Genomic DNA, 16,051 nt, shown 5'->3' on the forward strand with positions numbered 1-16,051 from the left:
CCAATTGAAGGTTGCTCGTTTTGATTAATCTTCATTCCAGATAATTTCCCCGCATTGTTCATCATGGTCAATTTTCACATCAAACCGATGCTTGCTGTAAAAATGCTCTAATCTATTAACATGATCAAAGTCACGTTCCACAATATCCCCTGTGATATACTGAACGTTTTCCAAGCGGGCCATTTCCTTTAAATGGCACATTAATATGGAGCCATATCCTTTGTTTTGCTCACCTTTTATGTCGGCAATATGAATGGTGTTCCCATCCTTATAATCTGCTTGAATCGCGGCATGCCAATCCCCACGGAAAGCGGCATCACAATCATGCAGCATAATCTGACACGCCTCTTCTCCTTTATCAGCATAGATGACAACCCAACCATTATCCTTTGTCTGATCAATACTTACAATCTGCCATTTTTTTGCGATTTCTTTAATATTTTGCTGCATACGAAATAGTTGAATTTCGATTGTATCCAGTTCTTCTTTTATCTCATCTTTACTTTTATTATCTTCTAAAAAAGCAGTTCCTATCATGTAAATCACCTAAATGTAAAATATTAATTGTACCTGATTCCACACACAATTTGCTATTTTACAATATATGCAGGGGGAATTTCAAATGGGAAAAGTTAGAAATGAATCAAATCAGCTCTGTACATTCTGTTAAATTATGCTAGTCTATTTGTATGTTAACCTTTAAATAAATAGGTTAACATATAAATAGAAGGGAGTTGTTGTTAGGGTGAAGAAAACAGAATGGACTCCATTGCATCTGACAATGGGAAGCTTATTTGTGGCGTTGACAGCGATTGGAGCTAACATCACTGCATTTGCCCCCTTTTTTGTTGTTGGCGGCGTACCTATTACATTACAAACATTTTTCGCAATATTGGCTGGGGTTGTTCTTGGTAGTCGGTTAGGAGCATTTTCAATGTTCGTTTATATGATTCTTGGATTAGCCGGGGCCCCTATTTTCGCCCAATTTAGCGGTGGGGTCGCAACGATTATGTCCCCTACCTTTGGCTTCATTTTGTCATTTGTTCTGGTTGCATATGTCGCAGGTAAAATTGTAGAAGCCAAACGAAGTCTGCCCATGTATGTAACAGCCGCTTTAACAGGAATGTCCATCAATTACATTTTTGGCACAAATTGGATGTACGGGGCTTATTTGTTGTGGTTTGATGCACCGGATGGATTCTCCTATCATCTAGCATGGCTATGGATGATCGTTCCATTGCCAAAGGATATTGTTCTCGCGGTATTGGCGGGTTTCTTTGCGTTCCGGTTAGAACGAAATGGTATTACAGCAAAAGCACCTAAACAACATAAAAACATTGCATAACAGGAGGAATTGGATGTTAAATTTTCATGCGTTAGCAAAGGAAGTTATTGAGGGATATACGTTAACAGAGGGCGAGGCTCTGCAAATTTTGGAATGTCCGGACGAGGAAATTCTGTCATTATTAAACAGCGCTTATCTGATTAGAAAACACTATTATGGCAACAAAGTGAAATTAAACATGATTATTAATACAAAGTCCGGTGCATGTCCGGAAAACTGCGGGTATTGTGCACAATCAAGGGATTCTACTAATCCAATCGAGAAATATCGAATGATGCATAAGGACACAATTGTCCAAGGAGCGGAACGAGCACACCAACTAAATTCCGGAACCTACTGTATCGTGGCAAGTGGACGTGGTCCGACCACACGTGAATTAAATCAGGTCACAACAGCCGTAAAAGAAATTAAACAAAAATATGATTTAAAGGTTTGCGCATGCCTTGGGATACTGAAACCTGGACAAGCCGAGCAGTTAAAAGAGGCAGGTGTTGACCGCTACAATCACAATATAAACACTTCTGAAAAACACCATCCTAACATTACAACGAGTCACACTTATCAGGATCGGGTAGCAACGGTTAACAAGGCAAAAAGTGCAGGAATATCTCCCTGCTCCGGTGTTATTGTCGGAATGAAGGAAACAAAACAGGATGTCATACTTATGGCAATTGCATTGAAGGAACTGGATGCTGATTCAATACCAGTCAATTTTCTGCATGCAATGGATGGTACCTTACTGGAGGGGACCGATGAACTAACACCAGTATACTGCCTGAAAGTATTGGCATTGTTTCGTTTTATAAACCCAACGAAGGAAATCCGAATTTCCGGCGGGCGTGAAGTAAACCTAAGAAGCTTGCAGCCACTCGGTTTATATGCAGCTAATTCTATATTTATCGGGGATTATCTAACAACGGCTGGACAGGAAGGGACAAAAGACCATCAAATGCTGCGTGACCTTGGATTTGAAATCGATTATGAAGGAAGTGAAATGCCAGTTTGATTATTTTTAGAGGGGTAGCCTGGAAAATCCAGGTTAGCCCCTCTTTCCATGGTAAAGGAAACAATCCTGTATATGATCATTTACCATACCGGTTGATTGCATATAAGCATAACAAATGGTTGGTCCAACAAATTTAAAGCCACGTTTTTTCAGATCCTTGCTCATCTGCTTAGATTCATCAGTCGATGCTGGAACGTCCGCATGCTCTTTCCAGTCATTTAATATAGGCTGGCCGCCAACAAAACTCCAAATGTAAGCATCAAAACTTCCAAATTCCTCTTGTATCTTTAAAAAAGCCGCAGCATTCGTTACCACTGAACGAACCTTCAATTTATTACGAATGATTCCCTCGTCCTGAAGAATTTCCTGGATTTTATCTTCATTATATGTCTGAATTATTCCAGGATCAAAATTATCAAATGCCTTACGATAATTATCACGGCGTTTCAATATAGTTATCCAGCTTAATCCTGCCTGGGCCCCTTCAAGACACAGCATTTCAAATAATTCTTGATCATCATGAGTTGGCTTGCCCCACTCGTGATCGTGGTAATCAATATACAATTGATCGGATGTCGTCCAATCACAACGTTTAACCATTTTCCATTCCCCTATTCATCTTTTGTTTCTACTTGGTTTTCCCCGTAAGAGATCCAATCACTATAGCTTCCAGGATACAACTTCACATTTTTATATCCTGCCATTTTCAATCCAATAATATTGGGGCAAGCGGAGACACCGGAACCACATGAAACAATGATTTCATCGTCTTTTGATAGATTCTTAAAATTTGTTTGTAAAGCTGCTTCATTTTTCCACTGACCATTTTCCTCCAGTACATCTTTCCAGAAAAAGTTTTTGGCTGAGGGAATGTGCCCGGCTTTCGCATACATTGGTTCCGTTTTTCCAAGGTACCTGTCCTTCGATCGCGAATCTACCAATACCGCTGACCTATCTTTTATTCTTTCTTTCACTTGATTAATGTCTACCATTTTTTCTTTTTCTACAGCCGGGTTAAATACTTTTAATGTCGGGATGGAAATAGCAGTAGTGCTGACATTTCCCCGTTCAACCCAGCGCGAGAATCCTCCGTCAAGCAAGTAGGTCTGTTTATGGCCCAAGTAGTCGAGTAACCACCACAAACGAGCAGCAAACATATCATTTTTTTCATCATAAATCACCACAGTCGTTTGTTGATCAATCCCTATTTCACCTAGCTTTTCTGCAAAAACATCGATATCTGGGAGTGGATGGTTTCCTCCGTGTTCAGCCACTTGTCCGGATAAATCCCTATTCAAATCCAGATACATCGCTCCAGGAATATGCCCTTGTTCATACGCTCTTCTGCCCTTATCAGGATCCGCTAATGAGAAACGTACATCCACAACGGCCAAGTCATCCCTTTGCTTTTCCAATTGTTCTTTTAACCAATCAATCGATACTAGATAAGACATTATTAATCTCCTCCTATTAATACTCCCTGTTAAAAGTATTTCACATAAGTTTGAATCAGGCAAAAATTAGATATCTTTCTCCATTTCCCTTTTTGAGGTATGATAATTCATAAAAGGAGATGATTGCTAAATGAAACAGGATTTGATTAAAAGGCTTACTACATATGTAAAAATCGATACCCAGTCAGATGATAAAAATAAACAGACCCCTTCCACTTCAGGGCAACTGACGTTGGCCAATTTATTAGTTGACGAATTAAAAGAGATTGGCATGAGCGATGTTACCATTGATAAAAATGGATACGTAATGGCTGCGCTGCCGTCAAATACGGATAAGCAATTACCGACTATCGGTTTTTTAGCGCATGTGGACACAGCAACTGATTTCACAGGGAAAAATGTGAATCCACAGCTTGTGAAAAATTATGATGGTAATGATTTGGTGCTTAACGCCGATTTGGATATTATTCTTTCAGGAAAAGAGTTTCCAGAACTCCCTGCTTATAAAGGGCATACCCTTATAACAACAGACGGAACAACGCTTCTTGGTGCCGATAACAAAGCAGGGATTGCGGAAATTATGACTGCAATGAACTATCTAATTGACCATCCGGAAATAAAACATGGCAACATCCGCGTCGCATTCACCCCGGATGAAGAAATTGGCCGGGGACCACATAAATTTGATGTTGAAGCGTTTGGCGCTAATTTTGCCTATACAATAGACGGAGGACCACTTGGGGAACTTCAATATGAAAGCTTCAATGCCGCAGCTGCTGAAATTACGTTTATTGGAAATAGTGTTCACCCTGGTACCGCTAAGCATAAAATGGTGAACGCAGGAACCATGGCAGCCCAATTTATCTGCAAGTTCCCTGAACGTGAAACGCCGGAACACACCGAAAAATATGAAGGATTTTATCATTTAAGTTCTATTAACGGAGATGTAGAGAAAACTGCTATTTCCTATATAATCCGTGATTTTGATAAGGAAAACTTTGAATCCCGGAAAACGTACATGGAAAAGGCCGTTGCTGACATGAAGGAAATTTTTGGCGACCACCGCATACAGTTGAAAATGGATGACCAGTATTACAATATGGGTGAGAAAATTGAACCCGTAAAGGAAATTGTTGATGTTGCCCAAAAAGCAATGGAAAATCTGGACATTGAGCCTTTGATAAAACCAGTTCGCGGCGGTACAGATGGCTCCCAGCTTTCCTATATGGGATTGCCGACACCAAACATTTTTACAGGCGGTGAAAATTATCATGGCAAATTTGAGTATATCTCCGTTGATAATATGGAAAAAGCCACAAATGTAATTGTAGAAATTGCCCGCTTGTTTGAAGAACAAGCGTAAGAGTGGTAAAAGCCGAACCCAAAGGGCTCGGCTTTTCTTAATACGCGATTCCGACGCGTGCTTTGTTAAAATTATTACTATTAAGTAGTGAATACGCAAATGCTGCGGTATCACCCACTGTTATTCGTTTTCCATCAACAGGCAAAAGGTTTTCCTCAACACGAAAGTCACCCTCAGATTCTCCGTCCGGCAGGTAGGTTGGACAAACCACTGTCCAATCCAGCTGCGATTTTTCTAGATATTGATATGCCTTCAAATGATCCTCAGCGGCGATAGTTTTTCTCCGCTTCGATTCATTCGATTGAAACCGATACAAATTAGGCTCTGTGCGACTATCCAAAATGCCCGCTGTGCCGATGGAGATGAGTCGCTTGATCTGTTGGCTTTCCATTGTTTGGACAATAATTGGCATACTTCGCGATAAGGTGTTATTCTGATCAGTATTTAATGCACTAATGATAGCATCGACACCATCAAGCGCCCGCAATAGATCATTCTCTTCTAATACATTACCTTTTAGAACCGTTAAATACTCATCAATAAGATTGAAATTTTCAGGTGACCTTACAAGTGCAACAACATCGTGGTGGTCGGCCAAAGCACGCTTAACAATTTTATGACCAACTCTGCCTGAGGCCCCTAATACCAACAGCTTCATTCCTTGCCCCAGCCAAAATTCCGTTGATACCACTCAGTTGCCTTTTCCACTTCTGAACGTGATAGCTGGTGTCCATTCATTTCCCATTGCAGGTCGACTAAGGCGTTTGCACGTTCCAAAAGCTCTTTAAGTTCTTCTGACTCTTCCGGTTTGCAAAGCGGATCGTTTTTTCCCGCTGCAATAAATACGGGACGGTCGGTTAGATCGGGAAGTTCAATTCCACGCCTTGGTACCATTGGATGGTGGAGAATGGCTCCCTTAAGCGAATTTTTAATATGGAATAACATGCTGGCGGCAATATTTGCCCCATTTGAATAGCCAATTGCTACAACATTTTCCCGGTCAAATCCATGTTCTCTTGCTGCTTGATCAACAAATTCATGTAACTCATTTGTTCGAAGGATTAGATCCTCTTCATCAAAAACACCTTCTGCCAGCCTTTGGAAGAAACGCGGCATGCCATTTTCACTAACATTCCCCTGCACACTTAAAACGGATGCAGTCGGATCCACCATTTCGGCCAAAGGCAATAAATCCTGCTCGGTACCGCCTGTTCCATGCAGCAGCAATAATGTTGGCTTGCTTTTATCTGCGCCTTCTTTAAATATATATTTCATATGATATAAACATCCTTTCCCAATTTATCTCGAATTAAAGATAATTTTATAGAAACATTTCTTTTCTATCAATCAATTGGACTTGCGGTGGTAAAATCCCATGTTGTGATTAGTCTGCACATGATATACTATTAATTGTCGTAATTAATTCAGGGGGAGCTACGCTTTGATATGCAAAATACAAAACTATTATTACCGATTATTTTACTAGTATCATTACCGACTATACTTACAGCATGTACAGAACCAACCGTTTCAAATCACTCTGCTAAAAAGGATTTCTCAATCGAACAGAAACAACATATACAGGGTAATAAGCTATCATTACCGGACCCTACACTGGAACAAGGTGATCAGGGAAATGCAGTAAAGGAACTGCAAACAGCAATGAAAGAAATTGGCTACCAGCTTACCGTGTCTGGAAACTTTGACAAACAAACAATTAAGGCTATGAAGGATTTCCAGTCACAGCAAGTGAAACTTCCAGCCTCGGGTATCTATAATTCAGATACAAAAGATTGGATGAAAAAGGCGTTAAATGGCAAGTTCACCGTAAAACCAGGGAAAGGAAGTGTTCCTATTTCAAATCCAAATAAATCAGTTGTTGTAGATAACCCAACCGATATGCTCGTTCTTGTTAATAAAAGCCATGCCTTACCTGATGGTTATATACCGGAAGACTTAATCGCGCCAAATGTTCGTTTCCCTTTTACAGAGGATTTACCGAAACGATATATGCGCAAGGAAGCCGCGCACGCGCTCGAAGACTTATTTAAGGCGGGCGATCAAGCAGGCATTGACTTGTACGCCCAATCTGGCTACCGTTCCTATGATAGACAGGTAGCTCTTTTTACGGCGTATGTAGAAAGAGATGGCGAAGATGCTGCTAATAAATACAGCGCAAGACCTGGAGAAAGTGAGCATCAAACCGGTTTAACGATGGATGTAACAAGCCCGGATATTAACTTTAACCTGAATACGAGTTTTGCCAAAACCGATGAAGGAAAATGGGTGAAAGCCCATGCCCATGAGTTTGGCTTTATCATTCGGTACCCAAAAGGTAAAGAGGCTATTACGAAATACCAATATGAACCATGGCACTTGCGGTATGTTAGGAAAGAAGTGGCAACGGTTATCCATGAAAAAGATATCACCTTGGAAAAGTACCTCGGAGCACTATAGATCAGAAATGGATCCGGAATCCCCGGGTCTGTTTTTTAAAAGATCAGGTAGGATAAATGAAAATCTGTCCAGCTCCAGCGCCCAGAAGCTGCCGTCATAAGCAATGGACACTTCGAACGCTAAACCCATGCGTTCTTCGGTCCCTTGCTTATGCGTCCGCTTCTAAACGGGCGCTTCCGCTTTTCTTATTAACCCATAAAAAATAAGCATCACTTATTAAAAGGTGCTTACTTGATTCATATGATTTTATTAAATTGTTTTTTTGCTTTCATGCCGTCAATCTTCTTATCCAAGCTGCGTATCCGCTCCATCGCCTCCACATCATTGATGGTGCGATAGTGGTGTTTGCCACCTGATTCTTCATCTGCTTCATCCGCAAGCGATACCACATATTGCAGGGGCTTTAATTCCAAGTGTCCCTCAGGTAAATAGGAATCCGTGTGTAAAAGTATAGCAACGGCTATTTCCTTTGCAGCATGCCGATCCTCGCCAATCCGAATTAACAGTTTATGCGCCCGGCTTGCCCCTTTAATCGCATGAATATCATTTTCCTTGTACAAATCATAATCCCATTCACCATCACGGTACCATGTGTAATGGCCAACATCATGCAACAACGCGGCTTTAGTTGCCAAGTCTGAATTCACATTGTGCTTTACGGAAAACTCAAACGCGTATTCGGCAACTCTGATTGCATGTGCCATACCGGATCGTTTCAAATACTTTTGGGTAATGGGATGAATAAATACTTCTTCAAGTGTTACGTTTCTCATTTTATTTCCTCCTTTCCAAGTTCTGTCTTTTATCCTATTCAGATAAAAATATATTGTTTAATACATTAGCACGCTCCTTTCCGTTTTGCAATATATAATTACCCATTTAAAGTTTTTCAAACATGTTATTCTGTCTATTGATTGTTTTTGAATGATAATGATTGTTTGCGATTGATTTATGTAACCGTTTGCTTTATACTGAAGTCACCAACTAGTTAAGGATGGTTTTTAATATGCTAACAAATGAACGGCATACAATTATTTTAAAACTATTAACTGAACAGCAAACAATCACTACGCAGGATATTCATGAAGCAACTGCCGCTTCAGAATCAACCATTCGGCGTGATCTTACCGATTTGGAGAATCAGCATAAATTACAGCGGATTCACGGTGGGGCGACCTTAACTGAGAAAAAGCTGCAGGAATATAGTATCGCCGAAAAATCAACCAGAAACCTTCAGGAGAAACAAATGATTGCAAAACATGCTTCACAATTAATCCAAGATGAAGATTGCATTTTCCTTGATGCCGGTACTACAACGTTACAGCTGATTCCCTATTTAAAGGATAAACAGGTCGTGGTTGTTACCAATGGATTAACACATGTGGACCTGTTGACCGAACATGGTATAACTACCTATTTAACTGGTGGATTCATCAAACAAAAAACTAGTGCACTGATTGGCACGCAAGCCATACAATCACTGGAAAATTACCGGTTTGATAAATGCTTCCTTGGTGTAAATGGTTTTCACCTTGAATTTGGGTATACTACACCAGACCCAGAAGAGGCAAACGTTAAACAAAAGGCAAGCTCGCTCGCTAAATCGACGTATGTTTTGGCAGATCACACCAAATTAGACAGGGTAAGCTTCGCTAAAATAGGTGACGTGTCAAGCGCGACTTTGCTTACTGGTACATTACCAAAAAGGGATTACCAATCCTTATCGAATAAAACAACTATTGAGGTGGCAGAACCATGATCTATACATGCACATTTACACCGTCGATTGATTATACAGTCTATTTACCAGAATTCCATCCGGGTAAATTAAATCGTACAGAAGAGGTTTATTATTTCCCGGGCGGCAAAGGAATCAACGTTTCCCGTGTTTTAAATCGCCTGCAAACAAAAAGCATAGCACTCGGCTTTGCGGGCGGCTTTACTGGTGATTACATCCGGGACTTTCTCAAGGCTGAAGGTGTACAAACGGATTTTATTGCAACGAATGAACCGACCCGTATTAATGTAAAGATCAAAGCAGATAGTGAATCAGAACTAAATGGACCAGGTCCACATACGACACAAGAACAACAAAAAGAATTACTCGAAAAAATAAAAGAACTTAAAGCCGATGATTGGTTTGTTTTAGCAGGCAGCTTACCAGATTCCATCCCAGAAGCATTCTATCAGGCAGTAGCAGCCAGTTGCCACAAAAAAGGCATTCATTTTGTCCTTGATACATCTGGAAGCGCATTAAAGCAGCTGATTGATACGAAACCATTCCTGTTTAAGCCGAACCAACAAGAACTGGCGGATCTATTTAATACGACAATCAATACAAAAAAAGAGGCTATTTTTTACGCAAAAAGATTAATAGAACAAGGTATCAAACATGTGATTGTTTCGATGGGTGGCAACGGAGCCATTTTAGTAACGAATGATGCAGTGTTAATTGCAGAGGCTCCAAAAGGTCAGGTGGTTAATACCGTTGGCGCGGGTGACTCCCTGGTATCGGGGTTCATCGCAGCTTATGCCCAGGAAAAAGATATAAATGAGGCATTTCGGTATGGGATTGCCAGTGGCAGTGCTACCGCATTCCGCACAGATCTATGTGAACAAAAGGATGTCGATGCATTAGTTTCACGTGTTACCTTATACCCTTATACAGAAGAGGATGTGAACTAAATGAAAATCACAGAATTATTAAGTCAAGATACAATCATTCTTGATTTGCAAGCACAGTCGAAGAAAGATGCATTGAATGAGCTGGCAAATCAATTGGATAAAGCAGGCAAACTTAATGATAAACAAGCATATATTAACGATATTTTTAGCCGGGAAGAACAAAGTACAACTGGGATTGGGGAAAGTATCGCTATACCACATGCCAAGTCTTCCGCTGTGAAGGTACCGGCAATCGCATTTGGCCGTTCCGAATCTGGGATTGATTTCGACTCCTTAGACGGCCAACCGGCACACTTATTTTTTATGATTGCCGCAAGTGAAGGTGCGAATAATGACCATTTAGAAGCATTATCTCGGTTATCAACCTTTTTAATGGATGAGAAATTCCGCGAAAAGATTTATCAAGCTTCATCAAAAGAAGAGGTAGTGGACGCGGTTAATGCAAAAGAAATAGAAGTGGATGAACCAGAAGAAAATGTGGAAGGTCATTCATCCAAAATCCTTGCCGTTACAGCCTGTCCAACGGGAATTGCCCACACGTACATGGCTGCTGAGAAACTATCCGAAACTGCAAAAGAAATGGGTATTTCCATCAAAGTGGAAACAAATGGGTCAAGTGGTGTTAAGAATCGCTTAACCGACGAAGAAATTGCCGAGGCAGATGCAATTATTGTTGCTGCCGACACAAAGGTTGAAATGACGCGATTCGCCGGTAAACCGGTTATACAGACAGGCGTCGGGAAGGCCATCCATGAGGCTACAGACCTATTGAATAAGGCTGTAAAAAAGGATGCACCGGTATATCAAGCTGAGAAAACAGAATCAAACACAGGTGGAAAGGAATCCCGCAGCGGCTTTTACAAGCACTTAATGAATGGTGTTTCAAACATGCTTCCATTTGTTGTTGGTGGTGGTATTCTGATTGCAATCTCATTCTTCTGGGGAATTGAATCAGATAATGAATTTGCCAAGATGCTAAATACAATCGGCGGCGGCAAAGCGTTCTTCCTTATGGTTCCTGTCCTGGCCGGATTTATTGCATCCAGTATTGCTGATCGGCCAGGATTTGCACCGGGTATGGTTGGCGGACTTATCGCCATTACGGTCACAGGTGCTGAAGGTGCCGGGAGCGGGTCAGGATTCCTAGGCGGGCTAATTGCCGGTTTCTTAGCTGGTTATATAACACTGCTAGTCAAAAAGGCATTTGCCGGCCTTCCGGATGCCCTGGAAGGATTGAAGCCAGTCCTATTTTATCCATTATTCAGTATCGCAATAACTGGACTCATTATGATGGTAATCAACCCGCCACTTACGAAAGTCTATACAGGACTTTCCGCATTTTTAGAAGGAATGGGCGGAACAAACCAAGTTCTTCTTGGACTTATTTTAGGTGCGATGATGGCGTTTGATATGGGTGGCCCTGTTAATAAAGCAGCCTATACATTTGGTATCGCAATGCTTGACGCGCACAATTACACATTTATCGCTACTGTTATGGCAGCAGGTATGGTGCCCCCGCTTGGCATGGCACTTGCAACCACATTATTCAAGAATCGTTTTACAAAAACGGAACGAGATGCTGGAAAAACAGCATACGCACTTGGTGCATGCTTTATCACAGAAGGTGTAATCCCGCTGGCGGCAGCTGACCCGGCACGTGTTATCCCGTCAACAATGGCAGGGGCTGCTGTGACTGGGGCACTAACAATGTTGTTCGACATAGCATTGCGAGCTCCACATGGCGGTATATTCGTTATTGGCCTTGTCGATGGCGGTATCGTAAAAATTCTTCTATATATTCTAGCGATCGTTGCCGGATCTATAGTCACTGCAATACTAGCAGGTATCTTGAAAAAGGATTTAACGAAAGCAGCATAAAGAAATTGAGCCTGTCAATTGGCAGGCTCATTTCTTTATTAAAAAGGCTTGGTGATCATTAATGCTATCACAATTAAAAAGATTGCATTTTCTATACGTTCATAGAAAAACAGTTTCCTCGCCAGCAGAAAGTATTCTTGTGGAATCTCATTACCAATGTGATTGTCCAACATATCCTTAATCGGCCGAAAACTTGGCGCCAAAAGAGCCGGGCCAAATGACAGGGCAATTAAAAACAGGAGTAAACTAGTAATATACCATCCCATTTGAAAAAGCATTGGATTGATAACTCCCATTAACAAACCGGTAATAAGCAATAACGTTCCACCAACCATAACAAAAATGTGCAGCCTGTGCCTGATTGCATATGCGTGGCGCAACTCGTTCATATTCGCAGCGTTTGTCACAATATAAATCATCACAAAACCGGGACCAAGCCCTACTATAGCTGAAATAATATGTATGAATACAAGAACCGTATATAATGTCATGGACTCCCCCCAAATAATCCAAATAATGTACTTTAATCATACACTATTTGGCTATCCGGGGTCAGTTCCGTGACCTGTGTTTTGCTCAAATGCAGCCCGAGGTTCAGGTTAGTGTCTCCTGAGTTCCGCCACATGTCTCCTAAGTTCGCTATTTCAACTGAGCCAGTCTCTCTTTAATGGCGCGAATCTCCTCTAGAATCATACGCTGTTCCGACTCATCCTCCACATCCTCCGTTACCATTAATTGTGTCAGTCGTAATTCGAGCTCTTGGATATCTGCCTCATTCACCGTTTTCTCTTTTGATGAGTCCTCGATAAACTCGTCATATGATCCTTGGTAATCAACCCATTGATCCATACCAAGTTGAATGATACGATTCGCAATTTTTTGTACAAAAAACCGGTCGTGGGAAACTACAAGTAACGCCCCTGGATAGCCCTGTAAAACTTCCTCAATTACCTCTTTTGTTGCCACATCCAGAAAGTTAGTAGGTTCATCAAGCACTAGTAAATTTGCCTTACTGTAATAAAGATTTAAAAACGCCACACGGCATTTCTCACCCATGCTTAAATTTTTAATTTGCTTGAACACATCTTCACGGGTAAATAAAAAACATCCCAAAATTGTTCGTGCTTCTGTTTGTGTCATGTCTGGCAGTTCCAGCATGCTATCAAGCAATGTTTTATTATCGTCCAGATTATCAAGCTCCTGTGCAAAATAGCCGATCCTAGTTTGCGGATTTAATCGAATTTCTCCAGCATCTGGCGTAAGGGTTCCTGTAATTAACTTTAATAAGGTTGATTTGCCTGTTCCATTAGCGCCGATAACGGCCAGCTTATCACCGCGATAGATGGTAGCTGTTTGATCGATAAACAATGGTTTTTCAAGCCCATAACCAAAAGACATCTTTTCAACATGCACCAGCCGTTTTGCTGAAAATGCACTACCCTCAAGTTTTAGATTCAATTCTTTGTTATCCATTGGTTTTCCAACTTGCTGGTCTTCCAGTCGCTCTAATTCTTTTTCTTTCGCCTTAAAACGGGAAACATTTTTCTTTGCCTTTGCCCGCGCGAAATCATCCGTTCCGGCAGCTTTATGTGCCTGCTGAAACCATTGTTGATAGTTGCGGATTGTTTGTTCGAGTGCAGCTCTTTTTTGTTTTTGCTTTTGATAAAGCGCTTCCTGGGTTCTTCGCTCTATCTCCTTTTGTTCACGGTATGCACTATATCCGCCAACGAATCGTTCGGATGAACCGGCTGTTAATTCATACATGGCATGGGCAGTTTTATCTAAAAAATACCTGTCGTGGGACACGTACAAAACAGCGCCGGTATAGGACTGCATCCAGGATTCCAGCCATTCGATTGTCGCCTGATCCAGGTGATTCGTTGGCTCATCCATTACAATGCACGCAGGCTTTTGCATAAGAATCCGCGCTAACTGTGCTCTGGTTTTTTCCCCGCCACTTAGTTGACTGAAATCCGTATGCCATGTTCGTTTCACCAGTTTTACTTCTTCCAAGCATTTCTCCGCATCCGGCTCCAAATTGTACCCATCCATTGCCAAAAACTGTTCGTAAACAGAATTATAGTCATCAAGTAATTCACTATTACTTTCACCAATTTGCATCTGTAAATGTTCAAGTTCTTTTTTTAGTTTAAATTCTTCTTTTGCACCTGATTGAACAAAGTCAATGGTAGTTAATGCTGCACTGGTGGAGGGCGCCTGCTCTAGCATCCCCCAATTATCCGGTGGAATAAATCGTTGCACATTACCTGCATCAAAAGAGTTTCTTCCCAACAGTCCATTTAACAATGTGGTTTTTCCAACACCATTTCGTCCGAATAATGCGAGATGTTCCCCTTCCCTTAATTCTATATCAATATTTTCAAAAAGGGTCTCCCCATTCCAATCTTTTTGCAATCCCCGTGCTTTAAATATAAACATATACATACCCCCGCCTAAAAAATCCATTAAAAAATCACAGGTAGCTGCCTGTGAATGGGTAAAATCGTGGTATGGATAGACGTACGTACAGAAAAAAGGCTATCCTAAAAAGTTCACACGTATCCCATTCGTTTCATACAGACAGAAACGCTCGTTTGATGTTATTCAAACATAAGTGGATAAACGTGTTATTACTTCATTTTAGGATATGTCCCCCTTTCGTTAATTTCTTTTATCATACGCAGATTACTTTAAAATGTCAAATTACTTTTCAGAAAATTATTCCTATCAAATCTATCAAATCGCTTATGAATTTATTATACCGATAAAGCAGTTACCCAATCTGGATAACTGCCTCCAATCTATTCATACGAAATCTTCATATCACCTTGCTTAATCCAGCCTTTTTTTCTAAAATACGCTGCTACTAGTAAACTGATGGTGGCTGGTGCGATAATATGAAGGACTAAGACTGCCCAGAAGATGTCCCAAGTGAAGCCCATCGTTTCAAAGGTCATGATTTGTCCAACCAGACCGCTTGTCCCCATTCCCGCTCCAAGTGCATTATTCTCCATCTCAAGCCACACGGTTGCAAAAGGGGCAACGACAATCCCTGCTATCGTTGGTGGAATAATAATAATTGGTTTGCGTAAAATGTTCGCGACCTGGAGCATGGATGTTCCAATTCCTTGGGCAAAAAAGCCTCCAAGACCGTTGTCACGGTAACTAATCACAGCAAAGCCTATCATTTGAGCTGCGCATCCAATAGTTGCTGCACCCGCCGCGAGTCCGTCAAGGGAAAGCATGATCGATATTGCCAGACTGGAAATTGGTGCAGTTAGCGCCCACCCCATCAAGACTGCGACAAGGATCCCCATAATAAACGGTTGCTGAGCTGTTGACCAATTGATCACTTCTCCAAACCAGACCATAAATGTATTAATTGGCGGGCCAATGAATGTGCCCGTCAGGAATCCCGCCAAAATCGTCACAAATGGTGTCACAATAATATCAACGCGGGTTTCTTTATATACCAATTTACCAAACTCCGTTGCAAATAAAGCAGCAACATAACTCCCAACCGGGCCGCCTAATTCCGCTCCGAATGCACCCCCAAAAAGTGCGGACAGTAACACTAATGGTGGTGCTTTTAATCCATAGGCAATGGCAACCCCGATGGCACCCCCCATAATCTTTGTATCCATCGCATATGATCCAATATCAATAAGGCCACTCTCAATATTCTGTGGAAGCCAGGGAGCTAATTGCTCACCGGTAGTTTTTATAATTAAGCCAATAATTAATGATGAGAAAAGTCCTAATGCCATATAGCTTAATGCAGTAATAACATATTCCTTCCAGGATAAGGATATCCCCTTACGTTTAAAAAACGCTTTCATTTTCATCCCCCTTTTTTGTGAAAT

16 protein-coding genes are annotated in these 16,051 nt (G+C 41.2%); 7 read left to right on the forward strand and 9 right to left on the reverse strand.

The genetic code is table 11. The annotated features are described in order from the left end of the window. Window positions 1-24: 24 nt before the first annotated feature. Window positions 25-537, reverse strand: a complete 513-nt coding sequence (locus CFK37_RS04235) for a hypothetical protein (protein ID WP_089060715.1) — start codon at window positions 535-537, stop codon at window positions 25-27. A gap of 244 nt (window positions 538-781) precedes the next feature. Here CFK37_RS04235 and CFK37_RS04240 point away from each other — a divergent pair, with 244 nt between their 5' ends. Together CFK37_RS04240 and bioB are read left to right on the forward strand one after the other, a co-directional pair. Further along, window positions 782-1,345 (forward strand): biotin transporter BioY, encoded by a 564-nt coding sequence (locus tag CFK37_RS04240; protein ID WP_089063535.1) that lies wholly within the window; start codon window positions 782-784, stop codon window positions 1,343-1,345. 13 nt (window positions 1,346-1,358) lie between these two features. Further along, the gene (gene bioB / locus CFK37_RS04245; protein WP_089060716.1) at window positions 1,359-2,351 is read left to right on the forward strand and encodes a biotin synthase BioB; all 993 of its coding nucleotides are present in this window, start codon (window positions 1,359-1,361) and stop codon (window positions 2,349-2,351) included. Window positions 2,352-2,384: 33 nt separating this feature from the next. Here the strand turns inward: bioB and CFK37_RS04250 are convergent, their stop codons facing one another. Further along, the gene (locus tag CFK37_RS04250) at window positions 2,385-2,951 is read right to left on the reverse strand and encodes a DNA-3-methyladenine glycosylase I (RefSeq protein ID WP_089060717.1); all 567 of its coding nucleotides are present in this window, start codon (window positions 2,949-2,951) and stop codon (window positions 2,385-2,387) included. Window positions 2,952-2,962: 11 nt separating this feature from the next. Next, window positions 2,963-3,805 (reverse strand): sulfurtransferase, encoded by an 843-nt coding sequence (locus tag CFK37_RS04255; RefSeq protein ID WP_089060718.1) that lies wholly within the window; start codon window positions 3,803-3,805, stop codon window positions 2,963-2,965. A 130-nt stretch (window positions 3,806-3,935) separates the two neighbouring features. On the opposite strand from CFK37_RS04255, the gene pepT reads away from it, so the two are divergent. After that, window positions 3,936-5,168 (forward strand): peptidase T, encoded by a 1,233-nt coding sequence (gene pepT / locus CFK37_RS04260; RefSeq protein ID WP_089060719.1) that lies wholly within the window; start codon window positions 3,936-3,938, stop codon window positions 5,166-5,168. Between the two features lie 37 nt (window positions 5,169-5,205). Here the strand turns inward: pepT and CFK37_RS04265 are convergent, their stop codons facing one another. Then, window positions 5,206-5,826, reverse strand: a complete 621-nt coding sequence (locus CFK37_RS04265) for an NAD(P)-dependent oxidoreductase (RefSeq protein ID WP_089060720.1) — start codon at window positions 5,824-5,826, stop codon at window positions 5,206-5,208. After that, on the reverse strand, window positions 5,823-6,443 hold the full coding sequence (locus tag CFK37_RS04270; RefSeq protein WP_089060721.1) for an alpha/beta hydrolase: 621 nt from the start codon (window positions 6,441-6,443) through the stop codon (window positions 5,823-5,825). The genes CFK37_RS04265 and CFK37_RS04270 overlap by 4 nt, the downstream gene beginning before the upstream one ends. A 171-nt stretch (window positions 6,444-6,614) precedes the next feature. Here CFK37_RS04270 and CFK37_RS04275 point away from each other — a divergent pair, with 171 nt between their 5' ends. Then, complete coding sequence (locus tag CFK37_RS04275) at window positions 6,615-7,625, forward strand: D-alanyl-D-alanine carboxypeptidase family protein (RefSeq protein ID WP_089060722.1); 1,011 nt, start codon at window positions 6,615-6,617, stop codon at window positions 7,623-7,625. Window positions 7,626-7,861: 236 nt separating this feature from the next. Here the strand turns inward: CFK37_RS04275 and CFK37_RS04280 are convergent, their stop codons facing one another. Next, window positions 7,862-8,398, reverse strand: a complete 537-nt coding sequence (locus CFK37_RS04280; protein WP_089060723.1) for an HD domain-containing protein — start codon at window positions 8,396-8,398, stop codon at window positions 7,862-7,864. A gap of 233 nt (window positions 8,399-8,631) precedes the next feature. On the opposite strand from CFK37_RS04280, the gene CFK37_RS04285 reads away from it, so the two are divergent. From CFK37_RS04285 to CFK37_RS04295, 3 genes are read left to right on the forward strand one after another with little or no spacing between them, the layout of a single operon-like run. After that, on the forward strand, window positions 8,632-9,384 hold the full coding sequence (locus tag CFK37_RS04285) for a DeoR/GlpR family DNA-binding transcription regulator (protein WP_089060724.1): 753 nt from the start codon (window positions 8,632-8,634) through the stop codon (window positions 9,382-9,384). Beyond that, a complete protein-coding gene (gene pfkB, locus CFK37_RS04290) occupies window positions 9,381-10,310 on the forward strand; it encodes a 1-phosphofructokinase (protein WP_089060725.1) in 930 nt (309 codons plus the stop codon). The genes CFK37_RS04285 and pfkB overlap by 4 nt, the downstream gene beginning before the upstream one ends. After that, on the forward strand, window positions 10,311-12,188 hold the full coding sequence (locus CFK37_RS04295) for a PTS fructose transporter subunit IIABC (protein WP_089060726.1): 1,878 nt from the start codon (window positions 10,311-10,313) through the stop codon (window positions 12,186-12,188). Window positions 12,189-12,226: 38 nt separating this feature from the next. On the opposite strand, the gene CFK37_RS04300 is transcribed toward CFK37_RS04295, so the two are convergent. The 3 genes from CFK37_RS04300 to CFK37_RS04310 form a co-directional block, all read right to left on the reverse strand. Beyond that, window positions 12,227-12,679, reverse strand: coding sequence for a DUF2269 family protein (locus CFK37_RS04300; RefSeq protein WP_089060727.1), 453 nt, complete (start codon window positions 12,677-12,679; stop codon window positions 12,227-12,229). 148 nt (window positions 12,680-12,827) lie between these two features. Then, the gene (gene abc-f / locus CFK37_RS04305; protein ID WP_089060728.1) at window positions 12,828-14,627 is read right to left on the reverse strand and encodes a ribosomal protection-like ABC-F family protein; all 1,800 of its coding nucleotides are present in this window, start codon (window positions 14,625-14,627) and stop codon (window positions 12,828-12,830) included. A 362-nt stretch (window positions 14,628-14,989) separates the two neighbouring features. Continuing rightward, window positions 14,990-16,027: a PTS sugar transporter subunit IIC gene (locus tag CFK37_RS04310; protein ID WP_089060729.1), complete on the reverse strand. Its 1,038-nt coding sequence runs from the start codon at window positions 16,025-16,027 to the stop codon at window positions 14,990-14,992. Window positions 16,028-16,051: the final 24 nt, after the last annotated feature.

It is taken from the genome of Virgibacillus phasianinus (genome assembly GCF_002216775.1).
Lineage (GTDB): Bacteria > Bacillota > Bacilli > Bacillales > Amphibacillaceae > Virgibacillus_F > Virgibacillus_F phasianinus.

Coding starts and splice junctions, on each gene's coding strand:
- CFK37_RS04235 (WP_089060715.1), bottom strand. CDS start 537: ATGATAGGAACTGCTTTTTTAGAAGATAATAAAAGTAAAGATGAGATA.
- CFK37_RS04240 (WP_089063535.1), top strand. CDS start 782: ATGGGAAGCTTATTTGTGGCGTTGACAGCGATTGGAGCTAACATCACT.
- bioB (WP_089060716.1), top strand. CDS start 1,359: ATGTTAAATTTTCATGCGTTAGCAAAGGAAGTTATTGAGGGATATACG.
- CFK37_RS04250 (WP_089060717.1), bottom strand. CDS start 2,951: ATGGTTAAACGTTGTGATTGGACGACATCCGATCAATTGTATATTGAT.
- CFK37_RS04255 (WP_089060718.1), bottom strand. CDS start 3,805: ATGTCTTATCTAGTATCGATTGATTGGTTAAAAGAACAATTGGAAAAG.
- pepT (WP_089060719.1), top strand. CDS start 3,936: ATGAAACAGGATTTGATTAAAAGGCTTACTACATATGTAAAAATCGAT.
- CFK37_RS04265 (WP_089060720.1), bottom strand. CDS start 5,826: ATGAAGCTGTTGGTATTAGGGGCCTCAGGCAGAGTTGGTCATAAAATT.
- CFK37_RS04270 (WP_089060721.1), bottom strand. CDS start 6,443: ATGAAATATATATTTAAAGAAGGCGCAGATAAAAGCAAGCCAACATTA.
- CFK37_RS04275 (WP_089060722.1), top strand. CDS start 6,615: ATGCAAAATACAAAACTATTATTACCGATTATTTTACTAGTATCATTA.
- CFK37_RS04280 (WP_089060723.1), bottom strand. CDS start 8,398: ATGAGAAACGTAACACTTGAAGAAGTATTTATTCATCCCATTACCCAA.
- CFK37_RS04285 (WP_089060724.1), top strand. CDS start 8,632: ATGCTAACAAATGAACGGCATACAATTATTTTAAAACTATTAACTGAA.
- pfkB (WP_089060725.1), top strand. CDS start 9,381: ATGATCTATACATGCACATTTACACCGTCGATTGATTATACAGTCTAT.
- CFK37_RS04295 (WP_089060726.1), top strand. CDS start 10,311: ATGAAAATCACAGAATTATTAAGTCAAGATACAATCATTCTTGATTTG.
- CFK37_RS04300 (WP_089060727.1), bottom strand. CDS start 12,679: ATGACATTATATACGGTTCTTGTATTCATACATATTATTTCAGCTATA.
- abc-f (WP_089060728.1), bottom strand. CDS start 14,627: ATGTTTATATTTAAAGCACGGGGATTGCAAAAAGATTGGAATGGGGAG.
- CFK37_RS04310 (WP_089060729.1), bottom strand. CDS start 16,027: ATGAAAGCGTTTTTTAAACGTAAGGGGATATCCTTATCCTGGAAGGAA.